Source organism: Hyphomicrobium sp. (genome assembly GCF_020852195.1).
In the GTDB taxonomy this organism is placed as follows: domain Bacteria; phylum Pseudomonadota; class Alphaproteobacteria; order Rhizobiales; family Hyphomicrobiaceae; genus Hyphomicrobium_C.
This window is the reverse complement of the sequence record NZ_JADZBI010000228.1, coordinates 1-16,467: the sequence shown is the minus strand read 5'-3', so window position 1 is coordinate 16,467 and position 16,467 is coordinate 1. Positions and strand designations below refer to the sequence as shown.

Below are 16,467 nucleotides of genomic sequence, written 5' to 3'. Positions count from 1 at the left end.
GGCGGTCGGTTATCAGCCGACGCTCGCCACCGACATGGGCGCGCTGCAGGAGCGCATCACCACGACGCAGAAGGGCTCGATCACCTCGGTGCAGGCCATCTACGTGCCGGCCGACGACCTGACCGACCCGGCGCCCGCCACGTCGTTCGCGCACTTGGACGCGACGACGGTGCTCTCGCGCGCCATTGCCGAGAAGGGCATCTATCCGGCCGTGGACCCGCTCGACTCGACCTCGCGCATGCTCGATCCGCGCATCGTCGGCGAGGAGCACTATCAGGTTGCGCGCAAGGTGCAGTCGATCCTCCAGCGCTACAAGGCGCTCCAGGACATCATCGCCATTCTCGGTATGGACGAGCTCTCGGAAGAGGACAAGCTGACGGTCGCACGCGCGCGCAAGATCGAGCGCTTCATGAGCCAGCCGTTCACGGTCGCCGAAGTGTTCACCGGCTCGCCCGGCAAGCTTGTCTCGCTCGCCGACACGATCAAAGGCTTCAAGGGCCTTTGCGAAGGCGACTACGACCACCTGCCGGAGCCGGCGTTCTATATGGTGGGCTCGATCGATGAGGCCATCGCCAAGGCGGAGAAGCTCGCCGAGGCAGCGTGACGAAGCGTAAGGCGAACTAGAAACCCGATTGAGGCCCCCTCGCGCGGCGGCGGGCCGGGAGATCTCAGATGGAAGGAACGTTCGGCTCGTGTTGCACGGAGCTCTCCGACGCAATGAGCGGCCAGGAGTTTGAGCCGTTGATCACGGTCGGCGACGACGGGATCCTCTACATGTCCGTCGGGCTCGTCGAGCTCGAGGACGAGGAGCCTGGGATGGTTGACCATCCCGTGTTCTTCTGCCCGTTCTGCGGCAAGAGCCTGCAGACGCCGGAAGAGGTGGCGGAGAAGAACGGGGACGACGAGGCGGACGCGTAAGCGCCGCCCAGAGGACGGGCTGGCGCGGCGCATGGGGCGCGCGTGGCGGCCGGCACAGGATCGAGGACCTAAAAGCTGATGGCTCAGACGTTCACATTCGAGCTGGTCAGCCCGGAGAAGGTGCTTCTCGCGGGCGAGGCGGAGCAGGTGCAGTTGCCGGGCTCCGAGGGCGACATGACCATCCTTCCAGGACATGCGCCGCTGACCTCGACGCTGAGGCCCGGCGTGGTCGACGTGGTGCTGCAAGGCTCCAAGGCGCGCGTGTTTGTGCGCCAGGCGTTCGCCCAGGTGGCGCCTGACCGGCTGACGGTGCTTGCCGAGAAGGCCTACGACGTCACCGAGCTCACGGGTGCGACGCTGTCGGAGGAGCTTGCCAAGGCCGAGGCGGATCTCGCAGCGGCCAAGGACGACGAGGCGCGGCTCGTTGCGCATCAGGCCATCGAAACGCTGTCGCGCCTTAAGGCGTGAGAGCCGGCGGCAGCTCGGACATTGAGAGCGCCCGCAAGCCGGGCGCTTTTTTGTTTCGGCCGCGCTTCGCGGTGTAGCTTCGAGGGAAATGCCCGAGCTGCGATTGGTGCGCTTGCTGAAGCTTGCATGGGTGCCGACCTTCGCCGGCATGACGTCTTATTCTGACGCCGCTTCCCCCAAATTCAACATCACTCCGACGAAGGTCGGCACCCATGCAAGCTTCAGCCGTACGTCGATTGTTTGTTTGAGGCCGTTGCAGCGGTGGCCGGCGGGAGCGTTACTTCTGCTCGGCGAGGTCGAGCTTGCGGTTCATGCGGCGCAGGAGCTGGCCGACGTTGGCGAGCAGGTTGTGCTCGATGGCGAAGTAGATGCGCTCGCCCTTGAAGCGCTTCTTCACCGGATCCCAGGGAAAGAGCAGCACGACGTCGAACTCGATGGGCTGGCCGGTTGACGGGAGACCCAACAGATCGCCGTGGTGCACGCCGTTGAAATGCGCCTCCTCGACGACGCCCTGCGGGCCGACGAACACGTTGACCACCGAGAAACAGTTCTCCGGGAACGCCTTGAGGAAGCCGTCGTAGAAATTGGCGGCGCCCTCATGGCCATGCCAGACCTTGCCGTTGTTCAGGATCGTGTAGACGCAGTCGTCGGTCAGAGTCGCGAGCAGCCCCGGGATGTCGCCGCGGTGCTCGGCGGCGATGTGGTCGAGCCACAGCTCCTTGATGCGGCTGTACTCCTCCGCATCGAACGGCTGGCCGGACTGGTAGTCGGCGCCGTCGTTGAACGGGGGCAGCGTTCTCGTCAGAGTGCGTGTGGACATGGGTGAACTCAGCAGATGAACACAAAGGTCGGAGAAAGATTCGAATGGGCAGGAGACCACGATCTTTTTCTCAATAGAAACAGACCGTGCTCCGGTATGGCTAAAGCACGAGGCGAGGATGAGGATTGATCAGAATCAGACGGGTGCCCGATCTGTTCCTCTTCATTTCAGCTTTGAGCGAGATAGGCAAATCTCTCGACGACGGTTTGGTAAATCGGCCGTTTGAAGGGGACGATCAACTCCGGCAACTCGTGCATCGGGCGCCAGCGCCAGCGGTCGAACTCGGGCTTGCCGCTGCGGGGGCGGATGTCGATCTCGCTGTCGTCGCCCCAGAAACGCATGGCGAACCAGCGCTGACGCTGGCCGCGGTATTTGCCCTTGAGCGCCACGCCCAACAGCGGCTCGGGCAGGTCATAGGTCAGCCACTGGGGGATCTCGCCGATGATGTCGGCGCTCGTCACGCCGGTCTCCTCGCGCAGCTCGCGCAAGGCGGCCTCGCGCGGCTCCTCGCCCTTGAGGAGGCCGCCTTGCGGCATCTGCCAGACATAGGCCGACTTGTCGCCGACCCACTTGGGCAACCGGCGGCCGGTCCAGACGCGGCCTTCCTTGTTCAGGAGCATGATGCCGACGCTGGACCTGTAGGGCAGGTCGCACGGGGTCGGGCTTTGATCGAGGGCGATGTGCTTCATGGTGGTCGAGTCAATCTGCTCATGTGGGCGGCAGCGTGGCAGTAAGCCTACACCTGCCTGCCCGAACGAATCGGGATAGTCTTACGCGGAAAAATAACGGCTTTTTGTCGTGCCGTCTGTATCGTGAGGAATATCGGTGCCGGCGGGTGTGGCCCGCGATCAACGGTCCGGACTGGTCAGGAGCGGCCGGAAGATGCGCAGGACCTCGACGTAGACGTCCCGCTTGAAGGGGACGATGGCGCCCGGGAGATCCTCGGGATCGCACCAGCGCCAGGCGACGAACTCGGCGTTCGGCGTGCCCGGCAGGCCGAGGTCGACCTCGGCGTCCTCGCCCAGGAAGCGGGCCGCGAACCATTTCTGGCGCTGGCCGCGGAAGCGGCCGCCCCACGCCTTGCCGATCAGATGAGGCGGCAGGTCATAGGTCAGCCACTCCGATGTTTCACCAATAATTTCAACGGTTTGAATGGCTGTTTCTTCGCGTAGCTCGCGCAAGGCGGCGCGGCGCGGATCCTCGTTCTCGTCGATCCCGCCCTGGGGCATCTGCCACCAAATACCGCGGCCCTCGGCATCGCCTGGCGCATCGGCGCGCTGGCCGACCCAGACTCGCCCTACGCGGTTCAGGACCATGATGCCGACGCACGGCCGATAGCCGAGCGCGGCGGGATCCGTGGACGAGGTGCTCATGTCGGTGCCGCCTCCGCTTGCCCGCGGCTTTCAGACGACGATGGGCGCCGTTCAGCGCCCATCGCAAGTTTCGGTCTCTCCGACGCCGGGCTCAGTTCGGCACCGGCTTGTCCGCGGACGGGTTGCCGGAGGGCGGAACGGCCGGCTTGGCCACGGTCTCGCCGGTCGCCTCGCCGCGCAGGAACTTCAGCGCGTACTGGAGCTGGGTGTCCTTCTCGGGCTCCTTCGGCACGTAAGCGGACGAGCCCGATTCTTCCTTCTGCTCCTCCTTGGATTCGCCGCTGGCTTCGCTTGGCTCGGCTTCCTTGGTGGCGGGCTCGGCGGCGGCCGGCTTCTCGTCCTCGCCCCTCAAGTGACCGCGCAGGCTTGCCTCGCCGCGCGGCTTCTCGGGGGCCTTGCCCTTCAGCTCATCGGGCAGCTCCTGCTCGATGATGATGTCGGGGTCGATGCCCTTGGCCTGGATCGAGCGGTTGGACGGCGTGTAGTAACGCGCTGTGGTCAGGCGGATGGCCCCGTTGGCGCCGAGCGGGATAATGGTCTGCACGGAGCCCTTGCCGAAGGAGCGCGTGCCGATGATGGTTGCGCGCTTGTGGTCCTTGAGCGCACCGGCGACGATCTCCGAGGCGGAGGCGGAGCCGCCGTTGATCAGCACGACGATGGGCTTGCCGTCGGCGGTATCACCGGGACGGGCCTGGGCGCGCTGCGTCTCCTCGTTGTTGCGTCCCTTGGTCAGCACGATGGCGCCACGCTCCAGGAAGTCGTCGGAGACAGCGATCGCCTGGTCGAGCAGGCCGCCGGGATTGTTGCGCAGGTCGATGATGATGCCTTTAAGCTTGGGCCCGATCTCCTTCTTCAGGCTGTCCATTGCCTTGACCAGGTTGGCGTGGGTCTGCTCGTTGAAGGTCGTCACCTTGACGTAGGCGATGTCGCCTTCGGCGCGCGCCTTGACGGCGTTGATGCGGATAAAGTCGCGGACGATCTTGACGTCGAACGGCTCGTCCTTGCCCTTGCGCACGACCGTCAGTGTGATCGGTGTGTTGACCGGGCCACGCATCTTCTCGACCGCCTGCTCGAGGGTGAGGCCCGAGATCTGCTCGCTGTCGAGATGAGTAATGAGGTCGTTGGCCTGGATGCCGGCCTTGGAGGCGGGCGTATCGTCGATGGGCGCGACGACCTTGACGACACCGTTCTCCATGGTGACCTCGATGCCGAGGCCGCCGAACTCGCCGCGCGTCTGCACCTGCATGTCGCGGTAGTTCTTCGGGCTCATGTACGAGGAGTGCGGGTCGAGCGCCGCCAGCATGCCGTTGATGGCGCTCTCGATCAGCATGGTGTCGTCGGGCTTCTCGACGTAGTCGGACCGGACGCGCTCGAACACATCACCGAACAGATCGAGCTGCCTGTAGAGCTCGGAGTTCGGAGAGCTGGCGGAGTAGGTCTGCGTGACGTTGAATACGGTGGTCGCGCCGGCGAGACCCGTCATCGTCAGAAACGTCCAGAACACGAGGTCGGTCTTGCGCATCATTCCTGTACCTTCTCATGAGGGGTGGCCCACCAGGGGTCCGAGTTTATGGGCTCCCCGTCCTTGCGAAACTCAATGTATAGGACGGGGGCGCTGGTTTGCGGAGGCTCGCCAAGCCCCGTTCTTCCGGATGCAAGTTGTGCCGTGCGTGGCGCACCGCTCATCGTCCCGATCGGCTCGGCAGCCAATACGAACTGCCCCGGCCCGACGTCCATTTGTGACAGTCCGGCAATCAAAACATGATACCCGCCGCCGGCATTGATGATCAAGAGCTGCCCGTAGCTGCGGAATTCGCCGGCGTAGACAACCCAACCGTCGCAGGGAGAGGTGACGCGCGCGCCGAAGCGCGTTTCGAGCACAAGACCCTTCGATGTGCCTCCATATTGGGTCTTATCGCCGAAACCCAAGGCCCGCCGGCCGCGGGCCGGCAGCGGCAGCTTGCCCTTGGCGAGCTGGAACGGAACCGCCGGTGTGATGCGGTCGGGCTTGCCGACGGGTCCCAGGGCCGCCGTCGGCGCGAGTTCGACGATCGACGGGGGTATCTCGCGGTTGGGCGTCGGCGCCAGCAAGGCCACCTCTTCTTCCCGATTTGGGGCCGCTTCCACCCGCGTGGTGTCGATGGCGGTCTCGCGAACGGTGGCGCCCGCGGCACCACCGGGGGCGGTCTCCGCGCCGGGCGGCGCGGCAGGCGCCGTGGGCGGAAGCACGGCAACGACCTCGTCCTTGTCCTTCCTCCGCTGCGCGTCATCCATGACGGGCGGCGCGGCGACCTGCCGGCTCAGCTTGGAGATCAGCTCACTCAGGTCGGTCACGTTCTTTGCGATCTCGGACGTTGCCTGACGCACCTGCTGCAGCTCGGCCTGGCGCTCCGAGAGCGACTGCTTCTTGGTCTCGAGCAGGCTCGCGAGCCGTGTCTGGGTGGTGGCGAGGCGCTCCCGCTCGGCACGCAGGTTGTCGCCCTCGCGGCGGATGCTGGTCATGACCGCCACGAGCTTATTGAGCTTTTCTGTCAGCACCTGCGCCTCGGCGCGGAGCCCCGGGAAGGCGACGCCGAGCAGCATGGCGCTGCGCACCATCTCGAGCGCATCCTCGCGCCGCGTGATGATGACCGGCGGCGGATTGCGTCCCATGCGCTGGAGCGCTGCCAGGATGCCGGAGATCTTGCCATGCTCCTTGGCGAGCGAGGCGCGGACCTGCTGCTCTTCCCTCTCGAAACCCGAGAGGCGCGTCTCAATGGCCGTCATCTGCTCTTCGCTCTTCTGGACCAGCGCGGCCGTCTCGAGCAGGCGCACGTTGATCTCGCGGCGCTCGTCGGCGATGCTGGCCATGTCCTTCTGAAGCTCGCGGCCGCGCGTTTCCTTGGCTGCGAGCTCGCTCTTCTGGCTTTCGAGCTCTCGCTCGGCCTCCTTGGTCGATTTCGGAGTTTCGGCACGGATAGCGGCCAGAGGCCCGCACGCGACCGCGGCGAGCATCGCCGCCGCCACGAGGCGGGCGCGTCTCTCCAGGAATGTCGCTGCGTTGGTCCGGATCACACCCTTGCCCATCTGGTCCGACTGCCCCACCCAATGCCCCAAGCCCCCACTCTCGCTCCGGGCTGGCAGGGTCCGGAGCGATCCTGGTCTTAGAGCACGATCGCGCCGGATCAAACAATCCGGCGCGGCTTTCGACGAGGCGGGTTTTCGCATCTCGGACAGGACCCGAAACGATTTTGGCCTCGCTGCAGCCTGACGCAAGGCCGGCGTATCCCCCGACGCAAGCCCGCCGGGTACCACGCTCCGATAAGTGGTTAGAATTAGGGCACGAAGGTTTACCAATCGTGGCGGGGCGGGATGCCGCGCCCGCAGGGCGGATATGTTTCCGTGAGATTCATGGCAATCCGGGTTGCCGCATCGTATATCAGGGCCGTCAATTCTACCGTCGAGGCCCGTTGCCGATGGAAACTCTGATGCACTACCTGTCGACCGGAACGATGTTCGCGGTCGTCCTCGTGCTGCTCGCGGGGCTCTGGGTGATGCTGCGCGGCAAGAGCCCGAATCTCAGCCAGAAGCTGATGCGCTGGCGCGTCGGGCTCCAGTTCGCGGCCGTCGTGCTGCTCGTCGTCTACGCCTACGTTCAGCATCTCTAGAGCGTGATTGGTTGCGATCGACCTGCAATCACGCCCCAGGTCTTTGATCAGACCTAAGATTTGCGCTTCCGACATATTGGGTATTGAGCGATCATGGTGTAGTCCCCGCAAAACGGGTTTTCACAGGTCGGCAAGCGCTTTAGTGTGTGCGCCGGACAGGGGACGCGATGGTCAAGCTCAATAAGATCTACACCAAGACCGGGGACGCGGGGACAACCGGGCTCGGCACCGGCGAGCGCGTGCGCAAGGACGCGCTGCGCATCGCCGCCTACGGCACGGTCGACGAGACCAACGCCGCCATCGGCGTGGTGCGGACGCATCTGGCGGGGCATCCGGGGCTCGATGCCAAGCTTGGCCGCGTGCAGAACGACCTTTTCGATCTCGGCGCCGACCTCTGTGTGCCCGACCGCGGCAAGAAACCCGAGTTCGAGCCGCTGCGCGTTTCGGACGACCAGGTGGCGCGGCTGGAAGCCGAGATTGACGAGATGAACTCCGAGCTCAAGCCATTGAAGTCCTTTGTACTTCCTGGAGGATCGCCAGCCTCGGCAGCGCTGCACGTGGCGCGCACCGTGTCCCGGCGCGCGGAGCGGGAGATGGTGGCGCTCGCCGCCCAGGAGGGCGAGCCGGTCAGCGCGGCGGCGCTGAAGTATATCAACCGCCTGTCAGATTTTTTATTTGTTGCAGGACGTTACGTGAACGATCGCGGGCGGAGCGACGTGCTCTGGGTCCCGGGACAGAACCGTTGACGCGACGTAAGAGCCGGATCGAGGATTGAACGATGTTTGTGCCCCTCCACGACGAGAACAGCCTGAAATCGATCCGTTTCCAGTGGGTCACGATCCTGCTGATCGCGGCCAATGTGATCGTCTATTTCTTCGAGGCCGCCCGGCTCGACGAGGTGGCCATCGCGGGCTTCGCCCTCATTCCGAGCGAGCTGTTCGACACCAGCCTGCTGCCGATCCCCGTCGAGAGTGTGGGACCCGCGGTTCCGGAGCGCCTGACGCTGCTCACCTACATGTTCTTCCACGGAGACATCCTGCATCTCGCGGGCAACATGCTTTTTCTGTGGGTGTTCGGCGACAACGTCGAAGACGCCATGGGGCACTTCAAGTTCCTCTTCTTCTACTTGGCGTGCGGCGTATTCGGCGGTCTCATGCATGCCTGGATCGATCCGTCCTCGAATGTTCCCCTGATCGGGGCCAGCGGCGCGGTCGCGGGCGTGATCGCCGCCTATCTCGTGCTGCACCCGCGGGTGCGCGTGTGGGTGCTGGCGCTCAAGGCCATTCCGCTCAGGATTTCAGCAGCCTTTGCGCTGGGGCTCTGGATCCTCATCCAGGTCGTCATGGTGTTCCTGCCGCAGATGGGGCCCGTCGCCTGGTGGGCGCATATCGGTGGGCTGATCGCGGGGGCCGTGTTGGTCGTGTTCCTGCGCCGGCCGGGCGTGCCCCTCTTCGATCGCGGGCTCGGCTATGGGGCCTGACGACCTCCGGGACAGCGGAAAAGCCTCTGTCGGTCGCATTGACTTGCGCGAGCACGGCTCGTAGTTTCCTTTCTCGCACTTGCGAAGAGCTCGAAAAGTCACGTTCCGTGGCGTTGGCTCGAGTGATGGCCGGTGGAGACGGGCGGCGCAGCTCAGCCGCAACCCCCAGTCTCCCGGGCGTATTTCAGGACGACATAAAACCAGGACAGCAATGACAAGAACAAGGCAGTGCGCCGGGGAGCGTCGCGCATCATGAAGGTACTCGTCGCGGTAAAGCGCGTCGTCGATTTTGCGGTCAAGATCCGCGTCAAATCGGATGGGTCAGGGATCGAGCTGGCCAACGTAAAAATGTCCATGAACCCCTTCGATGAGATCGCCGTCGAAGAGGCCGTGCGGCTCAAGGAAAAGGGGACGGCGACCGAGGTCGTCGTGGTGTCGATCGGGACCGCAAAATCCCAGGAGACGATCCGCACCGCGCTCGCCATCGGAGCCGATCGCGGGTTGCTCATCGAGACGGCGGACGACACGCCGATCGAGCCGCTCGCGGTTGCCAAGCTGCTCAAGGCGGTGGTCGAAGCCGAGAAGCCGAATCTGGTCGTGCTCGGCAAGCAGGCCATCGACGACGATTGCAACCAGACGGGCCAGATGCTCGCCGCCCTGCTCGGCTGGCCGCAGGGCACGTTCGCGTCCAAGGTGGAGCCGGCGGCCGACGCCGTTGCGGTTACGCGCGAAGTCGATGGCGGGCTCGAGACGGTGAAGCTCAACCTGCCCGCGATCGTCACCACGGACCTCAGGCTCAACGAGCCGCGCTATCCGTCGCTGCCGAACATCATGAAGGCCAAGAAGAAGCCGCTCGACGTCAAGAAGCCCGCGGACCTCGGCGTCGACGCCGCGCCGCGCCTCAAGGTGCTCAAGACCGCAGAGCCGCCGCAGCGCAAGGGCGGCGTGAAGGTGGCGGACGTGGCGGAGCTCGTGCGCCGCCTCAAGACCGAGGCGGGGGTGATCTGATGGCTGTTCTTCTTCTTGCCGAGCATTCCAATTCCGCCCTCTCGGGCGCGACGGCGAAGGCACTCACCGCAGCCAAGGACATCGCCTCGGATGTGCATGTGCTCATCGCCGGCCATGATTGCGCGCCGGCCGCCGAGGCTGCCGCCAAGCTCACGGGCGTCACCAAGGTACTGGTCGCGGATGCGCCGCATCTCGCCAACGGCCTTGCCGAGGAGGTGGCCGCAACCGTGGTCTCGCTCGCCGGCGGCTACGATACGATCGTTGCCCCCGCCACGGCGGCGGGGAAGAACGTGCTGCCGCGTGTTGCCGCGCTGCTCGACGTGATGCAGGTCTCGGACATCACCAAGGTCGTGTCGCCCGATACGTTCGAGCGGCCAATCTATGCCGGCAACGCGGTCCAGACCGTGCAGTCGCCCGAGGCCAAGAAGGTGATCACGGTGCGCACGGCGGCATTTGCCGCGCAGCCTGAAGGCGGGTCCGCGCCGATCGAGAGTGTCACCGCGGCGCCGGCCGTCGGGCTCTCGTCGTTCGTCGGCGCCGAGCTCACGAAATCGGACCGGCCGGAGCTGACCGCTGCCAAGATCGTGATCTCGGGCGGACGCGGCATGGGCAACGGCGAGAACTTCAAGAAGTACATCGAGCCGATCGCTGAGCGCCTCGGCGCGGCGATGGGCGCCTCGCGCGCGGCGGTCGATGCCGGGTTCGTGCCCAACGATCTGCAGGTGGGGCAGACCGGAAAGGTGGTGGCGCCCGAGCTCTACGTGGCCGTCGGCATCTCGGGAGCGATCCAGCATCTCGCGGGCATGAAGGATTCGAAGGTCATCGTCGCCATCAACAAGGACGCCGAAGCGCCGATCTTCCAGGTCGCCGACTACGGCCTTGTCGCCGATCTCTTTCAAGCGTTGCCGGAACTCGACGCGGAACTCGGCAAGGCCGGACTTTGAGGCCATGAAGCCGGGGCAAAAAGGACATTCACCATGGATGTTGCAGTGAAAGCCGACAGCAAGGCCAAACCGGAAGCAAGGCCGGTGCCGGACATCAAGCAGATCGGTGTCATCGGTGCCGGGCAGATGGGCAGCGGCATCGCCCACGTGATCGCGCTCGGCAAGTACGACGTGCTCCTGAACGACGTGCGCAAGGAGGCGGTCGACAAGGCGCTGGCGACGATCGAGAAGAACATGGGGCGGCAGGTCGCCAAGGGCCTCGTCGAGGAGGTCGACATGAAGTCGGCGCTCTCTCGCATCGAGTTCGCGCCCAACCTCGACGCGGTTGCGGGCTGCGACATGGTGATCGAGGCCGCGACCGAGGACGAGGCCATCAAGCGCAAGATCTTCCAGGAACTGTGTCCCAAGCTCAAGTCGTCGGCGCTGATCGCGACCAACACCTCGTCGCTGTCGATCACCCGGCTCGCCTCGACGACGGACCGGCCCGAGCATTTCATCGGCATGCACTTCATGAACCCGGTGCCGCTGATGGAGCTCGTGGAGCTGATCCGCGGGATCGCCACCGAGGACGAGGTGTTCGGCGTCGCCAAGACATTCGTCGAGAGCCTCGGAAAGACCACGGCCGTGTCCGAGGACTTCCCGGCCTTCATCGTCAACCGCATCCTGCTGCCGATGATCAACGAGGCCGTCTACACGCTCTATGAGGGCGTCGGCACGGTGGAGGGCATCGACAAGGCCATGCGGCTCGGCGCGCACCATCCAATGGGGCCGCTTGAGCTTGCCGACTTCATCGGCCTCGATACGTGCCTGGCGGTCATGCAGGTGCTCTACGAAGGGCTTTCGGATTCGAAGTACCGGCCCTGCCCGCTGCTCGTGAAGTACGTCGAGGCGGGGTGGCTCGGCCGCAAGACCAACCGCGGCTTCTACGACTACCGGGGCGAGAAGCCGGTTCCGACGCGCTGAGCGTCGCCCAGTCTGATCGATCATGGCGCAAGCATCCAAAGTGGCCGTGGTGACCGGGGCCGGAAGCGGCATCGGGCGCGCGGTCGCGGTCGCGCTGTTCGACGCCGGGTTCGATGTCGTGCTGGCGGGGCGGCGGCAAGCGACACTGGATGAGACAGCCAATGCATGCTCGAGCTGTCCGGGACGCGTTGTCCCGTTTCAGGCGGATGTGACGAATGCGGCCCAGGTCGCACAGCTCTTCGAGACGGCGCAAGCAGAGCTTGGACGCGTCGACGTGCTGTTCAACAACGCGGGGGCCTCGGCGCCGGCCGTGCCCATTGATGAGCTTACGCCCGAGCAGTGGCAGGCCATCGTCGACGTCAACCTGACTGGTGCTTTCCTGTGCGCGCAGGCGGCGTTCCGGATCATGAAGGCGCAGCGGCCGATGGGTGGCCGCATCATCAACAACGGCTCCATCTCGGCGGCGGCGCCGCGCCCGCTCTCGGCGCCCTATACGGCAACCAAGCACGCGATCACGGGGCTCACGAAGTCGCTGTCGCTGGACGGGCGCGCCTACGACATCGCCTGCTCGCAGATCGACATCGGGAATGCGGCAACCGACATGACCGAGCCGATGGCGGCGGGCGTGCGCCAGGCCGACGGCAGCATCAAGCCCGAGCCGCGCATGGACGTGGCACATGTGGCGGACGCCGTGGTCTACATGGCTACCCTGCCGCTCGAGGCAAATGTCCAGTTCATGACTTTGATGGCGACCAAGATGCCTTTTGTCGGGCGCGGATGACGGCGCATCTTGCGCTCCCAAGAAGGCTTCCTTAAATCTTGGTGCACTGCGGCGAGAGCCTTGCTCTCGCTTCCGCTCGTGCCTACGGGGGCTGAGCCGTCATGCTTTCGGGTGCCGCCAAGTGGTGGTGGTTCAGCGCGCTAGCCGTGCTCGGCGGATGTGCGTCCGTCCAAGACATGGTGGGCGTTCCGCGGACCGGCTACCAGAGCGACGGCACCTACGTCGTCAGCGACGAGGAGGAGAAACTCGCCTGCCGGCAGCTCGAGGGCCGGCTCGCGTATCTGGACCGCCAGATCCAGGTGCTCCCGCAACAGGTCGTGCTCGAGAGCGAGAGCCGCCCCAGTACCGTCGGATCGGCGCTGGGGCGCATGTTCGGGGGATCCGGGGACGGTCTCAAGGCGACCAGGGAGCTGCAGAGAGCTCGCGCTGAAAGCGATGCTTTGAGAGCGCTCATGATCCGCAAGCAGTGCGTGTGAGACGTTGGCGTCGTTTCGATTCAATTGAACCACAGTGCGGCGCCCTCTCTCATCGGCCGCTTGCGCGGCCGAGTGAGCGGGAAGAAGCGATTCCATAGCAAGGGCGGGCCTCCGAAAGGAGGCCCGCCCTTCTTGCGAACGGCAGCTTGCTGCCCGGTCCTCTCGTCAGTCCTCGAGATCTTTCTTGATGATCTTGCCGCCGCGGATGTCGACGTCATAGACCTTGCCATTGGAGTGGCGCGCATCGTCGACCTCGAACTTCCTGTCGTCGGTGTCGAACTCGATCTTCCTCCAGGAGCTGAACCCGGCAGCTTGCAGGATGCCGCCGATCTCGGCTCGCTCAGCGGCTGTGGCCGGGCGGTCGTCGGCGGTGGCGGCCGTGGCAAGCGCGCCGGCGGCGAAGGCTGCCATGCCAAGGGTGATCATCATCTTCTGCATTTTCAGTCTCTCTCTGTTTGGACGTATGCGTAACGTGTGCGTGCGCGGAATGTTTCTGGACGCTCCGCGTCGTTGCAGGGGAACAGTTAAGGCGGGGCGGCTGACGGCCGGCTGACTGCCGCCGTCGGCGTTCCGTCAGGTGCGCATCACGGCGCGGGCGGCGAGAAGCGCAACGTCGCGGAGAGGCCGGGCCCCGCGTTCTCGAGCGTCAGCGTGCCGCCCCAGGATTCGATGATCTCGGTGACGATGGCGAGGCCGAGCCCGGCGCCCGAGCCGCGCTCGTCCAGGCGCCCGCCGCGGCGCAGGGCCTCCTGCAACTGGTGCTCGGGGATGCCCGGTCCGTCGTCGGCAATGGTGAGGGCCGGAGATGCGGCATCCTTGCTGGCGGTCACCGTCACGGCGTGACGCGCGTGGCGGGAGGCGTTCTCGATCAGGTTGCCGACGGCCTCGGACAGGTCGTCGTGGTCTATGGGCGCCACGAGGTCGGCCGGCACGTCCACGATCCAGTCGAGGCACGCACCGTCCGGTGTCCGCTGCACGACGCGCACCACCTGCTCGACGGCGGAGGCGATGTTGGTCTCCGACTTGCGATGGGGCGAGGCGAGGCGTACGCGCGCCAGCTCGCGCTCGACCGTGCGCTGCATGGTGCGCGTGACGGTCGAGAGATTGAGGGCGACGGTGGCCTGTCCGTCCTTGGCCAGGCGCTCGATCTCGGTCTGAAGCACCTGCAGCGGGGTGCGCAGCCCGTGGGCGAGATCGCCGGCGCGCGTCTTGGCGCGCGCCAGCTCCGCGTCGCGGGCATCGATCAAGGCGTCGATCTCCTGCGCGAGCGGGCGTACCTCGTCCGGGAACGCGGCGCCGAGGCGGCGGCTCGTGCCGGAGCGCACGGCTGCAAGCTTGGTGCGGATCGCCGAGAGCGGCCGTAAGCCGATGGTGACCTGCGCCCACGCGGCGGCGAGCAGCAGTGCGCAGAGAATGGTGAGGAGCGGCGTCAGGTCGGCGGCGAATTCGCGCACGGCAGTGGCGATCTCGGCCGTGCCCAAGGCAACGGCGATGCGCGCGGTGCCGCCACCCATGCGCGCCGGGAGCTCGACGCGCCGCTGCAGCAGGTACAGCTCCGCTTTGTCGGGGCCAGGGATGCGATGATGGTGGATAGCGTCGTCGGTCCGGGCTTCGGCCGGAAGCGCCAGCTCCGAGTCCCAGAGCGAGCGCGAGCGCAGCACCGTGCCGCTCTGCTCGTGGACGATCTGCCAATAAAGACCGGACAGCGGCACGTCGAAGCGGGGATCGGCGGGCGGTGTCGAGAGCGTGAGGCGGTTCGATGCGGAGGGCTCGAGGTGGGCCGTGAGCTGGTTCAGATGCACGGCCAGCTCGGCGTCGATGCGCCGCTCGACATGGCGCTCGAAGAGCACCGTCAGGCCGTAGCCCGCCAGGCCAAGGGCGATGGCTGTCGAGACGGCGCCCGCGAGCAACAGCCTCAGACGCAGCGAGCGGAACGTCATTCGGGGCCTGCCGCGATGACGTAGCCGAAGCCGCGGCGTGTCTCGACCACGTCGGCGCCAAGCTTCTTGCGCAGGCGCGTGACGACGGCCTCGAGCGCGTTGGCGTCGCGGGCGTCGTCGTCGCCGTAGAGGTGCTCGATCAGCTCGCCGGGCGAGACGACGCGCCCCTTGTGATGCAGGAGATAGGCGACGAGCCGGTATTCGAGCGGCGACACGGCGACGCTGGTGCCGTCGATCGACACGCGCATCTGGCGTGTATCGATGGAGAGCGCACCGGCGGTGAGGACGGGCGAGGCGTGTCCGGCGGCGCGGCGGATCAGCGCGCGCACGCGCGCCATCAGCTCCTCGATTTGGAACGGCTTGGCCAGATAGTCGTCGGCGCCGGCGTCGATGCCCTCGACGCGCTCGGGCCAGGCGCCGCGCGCGGTCAGGATCAGCACGGGCATCTGTCGCCCCGCCCCGCGCCAGCGCTTCAGGACGGCGAGGCCGTCCATCTTGGGCAGGCCGAGGTCGAGCACGACGAGGTCGAAGTCCTCCGTGTCACCGAGGAACCAGGCTTCCTCGCCGTCGGTTGCAATGCGGGTCTGATAGCCGGAGGCCGAAAGGGCGGAGGCGACGGAGGACGCGATGGCCGGCTCGTCCTCGACCACGAGAATGCGCATCAGTCGTCGTCCTCGATCTTCAGGATGTCGCCGGTGGCGGCGTCGACCTCGACCTCCATCAGGCGGCCGGAGGAGTCGATGACGTCGAACTCGTAGACGATGCGTCCGTCGTCTTCGACCTCGAGCTCGACGCCGAGGATGGTGCCGGGGAGGCGCGGCTTGACGATGGCGGTGATCTCGGAGAGCGAGCGGATGCGGCCTTCGATGAGTGCCTTGCGGGCGATCTCCTGGTCGCGCGCGTCGTCGTCATCGGCTGCCGCGGGCGCGGCGGCCAGCAGGCCCGAGGCTACTGCCAGAAGCAGGACGCGGCGTGTCGCAGATCGGCTCATCATGGGGGGATAGATGCATTTTGTTCGCTGATAACGAGCTGACAGCGGCCGTCAGGGCGCGATCAGCGTCAAGGGTGCAAAGGATGCCGCGTCCGGGCGACGTCTCTCGCCCTTACGCAGCATAAACGGAGATGATCCCATGAAGAAGCTTTTCGCCGTGTCCCTATTGTCGTTCGCGCTTGCCGTGCCGGCGCTCGCCGATGACGACGACTACGTCGGTCCGCTCAACGTTCCGCGTGGAGAATGGCTATCGGCGTCTCAGGCTATCCAGAAGATCGAGGCCCAGGGCTACAAGGTGCACGAGATTGAGGCGGACGACGGCTACTACGAGTTCGAGGGCACCAATTCCTCGGGCGTGCGCGTCGACGGCCATGCGCATCCTGCGACCGGGGAGGTTCTGAGTACGCATCCCGATCGCGACTAGTACGCAAGCCAAGGCTCCGGCGGGCACCCGGCCGCCGGAGGCTTTCGGGAAGGCCCTCGGCCTTTCTACGATGCGCGGCGTTTGCGCGTGGCAGCGGCCTTGCGTGCCGAGGCCGATCGCGCGGCGGCAGGGCGGGCAGCGGAGGCGCGGCCGCCCATCTTGCCACCTTTGTGCGCGGCCGGCCGTCCCGTCTTCTTGCCGCGGCCGGATCCGCCGGGCATCTTGCCGCCGGCG

20 protein-coding genes and 2 pseudogenes are annotated in these 16,467 nt (G+C 66.0%); 12 read left to right on the top strand and 10 right to left on the bottom strand.

The genetic code is table 11. The features are described 5' to 3' along the window. The 3 genes and pseudogenes from IT540_RS18810 to atpC form a co-directional block, all read left to right on the top strand. Positions 1 to 604 (top strand): annotated as a pseudogene (locus tag IT540_RS18810) (F0F1 ATP synthase subunit beta); the annotation flags it as partial. A 68-nt stretch (positions 605 to 672) separates the two neighbouring features. Continuing rightward, the gene (locus tag IT540_RS18805) at positions 673 to 918 is read left to right on the top strand and encodes a hypothetical protein (RefSeq protein ID WP_291181293.1); all 246 of its coding nucleotides are present in this window, start codon (positions 673 to 675) and stop codon (positions 916 to 918) included. 78 nt (positions 919 to 996) lie between these two features. Continuing rightward, positions 997 to 1,386 carry an ATP synthase F1 subunit epsilon gene (atpC, locus tag IT540_RS18800; protein WP_291181291.1) on the top strand — a complete coding sequence of 130 codons (390 nt, stop codon included), beginning with the start codon at positions 997 to 999 and terminating at the stop codon, positions 1,384 to 1,386. 277 nt (positions 1,387 to 1,663) lie between these two features. Here the strand turns inward: atpC and IT540_RS18795 are convergent, their stop codons facing one another. The 5 genes from IT540_RS18795 to IT540_RS18775 form a co-directional block, all read right to left on the bottom strand. Further along, positions 1,664 to 2,206: an ester cyclase gene (locus tag IT540_RS18795; protein ID WP_291181289.1), complete on the bottom strand. Its 543-nt coding sequence runs from the start codon at positions 2,204 to 2,206 to the stop codon at positions 1,664 to 1,666. A gap of 167 nt (positions 2,207 to 2,373) precedes the next feature. Further along, a complete protein-coding gene (locus tag IT540_RS18790; protein ID WP_291181287.1) occupies positions 2,374 to 2,895 on the bottom strand; it encodes an RNA pyrophosphohydrolase in 522 nt (173 codons plus the stop codon). Between the two features lie 159 nt (positions 2,896 to 3,054). Continuing rightward, positions 3,055 to 3,579, bottom strand: a complete 525-nt coding sequence (locus IT540_RS18785) for an RNA pyrophosphohydrolase (protein WP_291181286.1) — start codon at positions 3,577 to 3,579, stop codon at positions 3,055 to 3,057. Between the two features lie 91 nt (positions 3,580 to 3,670). Continuing rightward, positions 3,671 to 5,101: a S41 family peptidase gene (locus tag IT540_RS18780; protein WP_291181294.1), complete on the bottom strand. Its 1,431-nt coding sequence runs from the start codon at positions 5,099 to 5,101 to the stop codon at positions 3,671 to 3,673. Next, positions 5,101 to 6,675, bottom strand: coding sequence for a peptidoglycan DD-metalloendopeptidase family protein (locus tag IT540_RS18775; RefSeq protein WP_291181285.1), 1,575 nt, complete (start codon positions 6,673 to 6,675; stop codon positions 5,101 to 5,103). Before IT540_RS18775 ends, IT540_RS18780 begins: the two co-directional genes overlap by 1 nt. 371 nt (positions 6,676 to 7,046) lie before the next feature. Here IT540_RS18775 and IT540_RS18770 point away from each other — a divergent pair, with 371 nt between their 5' ends. The 8 genes from IT540_RS18770 to IT540_RS18735 all read left to right on the top strand — a co-directional run bounded on the left by IT540_RS18770 (position 7,047) and on the right by IT540_RS18735 (position 12,878). Further along, complete coding sequence (locus IT540_RS18770) at positions 7,047 to 7,226, top strand: twin transmembrane helix small protein (RefSeq protein ID WP_291181284.1); 180 nt, start codon at positions 7,047 to 7,049, stop codon at positions 7,224 to 7,226. 167 nt (positions 7,227 to 7,393) lie between these two features. Then, positions 7,394 to 7,972 carry a cob(I)yrinic acid a,c-diamide adenosyltransferase gene (locus IT540_RS18765; RefSeq protein WP_291181283.1) on the top strand — a complete coding sequence of 193 codons (579 nt, stop codon included), beginning with the start codon at positions 7,394 to 7,396 and terminating at the stop codon, positions 7,970 to 7,972. A gap of 32 nt (positions 7,973 to 8,004) precedes the next feature. Further along, complete coding sequence (locus tag IT540_RS18760; RefSeq protein WP_291181282.1) at positions 8,005 to 8,706, top strand: rhomboid family intramembrane serine protease; 702 nt, start codon at positions 8,005 to 8,007, stop codon at positions 8,704 to 8,706. A gap of 252 nt (positions 8,707 to 8,958) precedes the next feature. Next, a complete protein-coding gene (locus IT540_RS18755; RefSeq protein WP_291181281.1) occupies positions 8,959 to 9,714 on the top strand; it encodes an electron transfer flavoprotein subunit beta/FixA family protein in 756 nt (251 codons plus the stop codon). Beyond that, positions 9,714 to 10,658: an FAD-binding protein gene (locus IT540_RS18750; protein ID WP_291181279.1), complete on the top strand. Its 945-nt coding sequence runs from the start codon at positions 9,714 to 9,716 to the stop codon at positions 10,656 to 10,658. The genes IT540_RS18755 and IT540_RS18750 overlap by 1 nt, the downstream gene beginning before the upstream one ends. A gap of 33 nt (positions 10,659 to 10,691) precedes the next feature. Beyond that, positions 10,692 to 11,621: a 3-hydroxybutyryl-CoA dehydrogenase gene (locus IT540_RS18745; RefSeq protein ID WP_291181277.1), complete on the top strand. Its 930-nt coding sequence runs from the start codon at positions 10,692 to 10,694 to the stop codon at positions 11,619 to 11,621. 22 nt (positions 11,622 to 11,643) lie between these two features. After that, positions 11,644 to 12,402: an SDR family oxidoreductase gene (locus tag IT540_RS18740; RefSeq protein WP_291181275.1), complete on the top strand. Its 759-nt coding sequence runs from the start codon at positions 11,644 to 11,646 to the stop codon at positions 12,400 to 12,402. A 101-nt stretch (positions 12,403 to 12,503) separates the two neighbouring features. Then, positions 12,504 to 12,878 (top strand): hypothetical protein, encoded by a 375-nt coding sequence (locus tag IT540_RS18735; RefSeq protein ID WP_291181273.1) that lies wholly within the window; start codon positions 12,504 to 12,506, stop codon positions 12,876 to 12,878. 165 nt (positions 12,879 to 13,043) lie between these two features. Here IT540_RS18735 and IT540_RS18730 read toward each other — a convergent pair whose 3' ends face one another. From IT540_RS18730 to IT540_RS18715, 4 genes are all read right to left on the bottom strand, one after another. Then, positions 13,044 to 13,316: a PepSY domain-containing protein gene (locus tag IT540_RS18730; protein WP_291181272.1), complete on the bottom strand. Its 273-nt coding sequence runs from the start codon at positions 13,314 to 13,316 to the stop codon at positions 13,044 to 13,046. 146 nt (positions 13,317 to 13,462) lie between these two features. Further along, positions 13,463 to 14,818 carry a HAMP domain-containing sensor histidine kinase gene (locus tag IT540_RS18725; RefSeq protein WP_291181270.1) on the bottom strand — a complete coding sequence of 452 codons (1,356 nt, stop codon included), beginning with the start codon at positions 14,816 to 14,818 and terminating at the stop codon, positions 13,463 to 13,465. Next, complete coding sequence (locus tag IT540_RS18720; RefSeq protein ID WP_291181268.1) at positions 14,815 to 15,480, bottom strand: response regulator transcription factor; 666 nt, start codon at positions 15,478 to 15,480, stop codon at positions 14,815 to 14,817. Before IT540_RS18720 ends, IT540_RS18725 begins: the two co-directional genes overlap by 4 nt. Next, on the bottom strand, positions 15,480 to 15,812 hold the full coding sequence (locus tag IT540_RS18715) for a PepSY domain-containing protein (protein WP_291181266.1): 333 nt from the start codon (positions 15,810 to 15,812) through the stop codon (positions 15,480 to 15,482). The genes IT540_RS18720 and IT540_RS18715 overlap by 1 nt, the downstream gene beginning before the upstream one ends. A 136-nt stretch (positions 15,813 to 15,948) precedes the next feature. Here IT540_RS18715 and IT540_RS18710 point away from each other — a divergent pair, with 136 nt between their 5' ends. Then, a complete protein-coding gene (locus IT540_RS18710; RefSeq protein ID WP_291181264.1) occupies positions 15,949 to 16,233 on the top strand; it encodes a PepSY domain-containing protein in 285 nt (94 codons plus the stop codon). Positions 16,234 to 16,298: 65 nt separating this feature from the next. On the opposite strand, the pseudogene IT540_RS18705 reads toward IT540_RS18710, so the two are convergent. Beyond that, positions 16,299 to 16,467: pseudogene (locus IT540_RS18705) on the bottom strand (plasmid stabilization protein); the annotation flags it as partial.

Excerpts from the sequence above, each read along its gene's own strand:
- IT540_RS18805 (WP_291181293.1), top strand. The coding sequence starts at position 673 with ATGGAAGGAACGTTCGGCTCGTGTTGCACGGAGCTCTCCGACGCAATG.
- atpC (WP_291181291.1), top strand. The coding sequence starts at position 997 with ATGGCTCAGACGTTCACATTCGAGCTGGTCAGCCCGGAGAAGGTGCTT.
- IT540_RS18795 (WP_291181289.1), bottom strand. The coding sequence starts at position 2,206 with ATGTCCACACGCACTCTGACGAGAACGCTGCCCCCGTTCAACGACGGC.
- IT540_RS18790 (WP_291181287.1), bottom strand. The coding sequence starts at position 2,895 with ATGAAGCACATCGCCCTCGATCAAAGCCCGACCCCGTGCGACCTGCCC.
- IT540_RS18785 (WP_291181286.1), bottom strand. The coding sequence starts at position 3,579 with ATGAGCACCTCGTCCACGGATCCCGCCGCGCTCGGCTATCGGCCGTGC.
- IT540_RS18780 (WP_291181294.1), bottom strand. The coding sequence starts at position 5,101 with ATGCGCAAGACCGACCTCGTGTTCTGGACGTTTCTGACGATGACGGGT.
- IT540_RS18770 (WP_291181284.1), top strand. The coding sequence starts at position 7,047 with ATGCACTACCTGTCGACCGGAACGATGTTCGCGGTCGTCCTCGTGCTG.
- IT540_RS18765 (WP_291181283.1), top strand. The coding sequence starts at position 7,394 with ATGGTCAAGCTCAATAAGATCTACACCAAGACCGGGGACGCGGGGACA.
- IT540_RS18760 (WP_291181282.1), top strand. The coding sequence starts at position 8,005 with ATGTTTGTGCCCCTCCACGACGAGAACAGCCTGAAATCGATCCGTTTC.
- IT540_RS18755 (WP_291181281.1), top strand. The coding sequence starts at position 8,959 with ATGAAGGTACTCGTCGCGGTAAAGCGCGTCGTCGATTTTGCGGTCAAG.
- IT540_RS18750 (WP_291181279.1), top strand. The coding sequence starts at position 9,714 with ATGGCTGTTCTTCTTCTTGCCGAGCATTCCAATTCCGCCCTCTCGGGC.
- IT540_RS18745 (WP_291181277.1), top strand. The coding sequence starts at position 10,692 with ATGGATGTTGCAGTGAAAGCCGACAGCAAGGCCAAACCGGAAGCAAGG.
- IT540_RS18740 (WP_291181275.1), top strand. The coding sequence starts at position 11,644 with ATGGCGCAAGCATCCAAAGTGGCCGTGGTGACCGGGGCCGGAAGCGGC.
- IT540_RS18735 (WP_291181273.1), top strand. The coding sequence starts at position 12,504 with ATGCTTTCGGGTGCCGCCAAGTGGTGGTGGTTCAGCGCGCTAGCCGTG.
- IT540_RS18730 (WP_291181272.1), bottom strand. The coding sequence starts at position 13,316 with ATGCAGAAGATGATGATCACCCTTGGCATGGCAGCCTTCGCCGCCGGC.
- IT540_RS18725 (WP_291181270.1), bottom strand. The coding sequence starts at position 14,818 with ATGACGTTCCGCTCGCTGCGTCTGAGGCTGTTGCTCGCGGGCGCCGTC.
- IT540_RS18720 (WP_291181268.1), bottom strand. The coding sequence starts at position 15,480 with ATGCGCATTCTCGTGGTCGAGGACGAGCCGGCCATCGCGTCCTCCGTC.
- IT540_RS18715 (WP_291181266.1), bottom strand. The coding sequence starts at position 15,812 with ATGATGAGCCGATCTGCGACACGCCGCGTCCTGCTTCTGGCAGTAGCC.
- IT540_RS18710 (WP_291181264.1), top strand. The coding sequence starts at position 15,949 with ATGAAGAAGCTTTTCGCCGTGTCCCTATTGTCGTTCGCGCTTGCCGTG.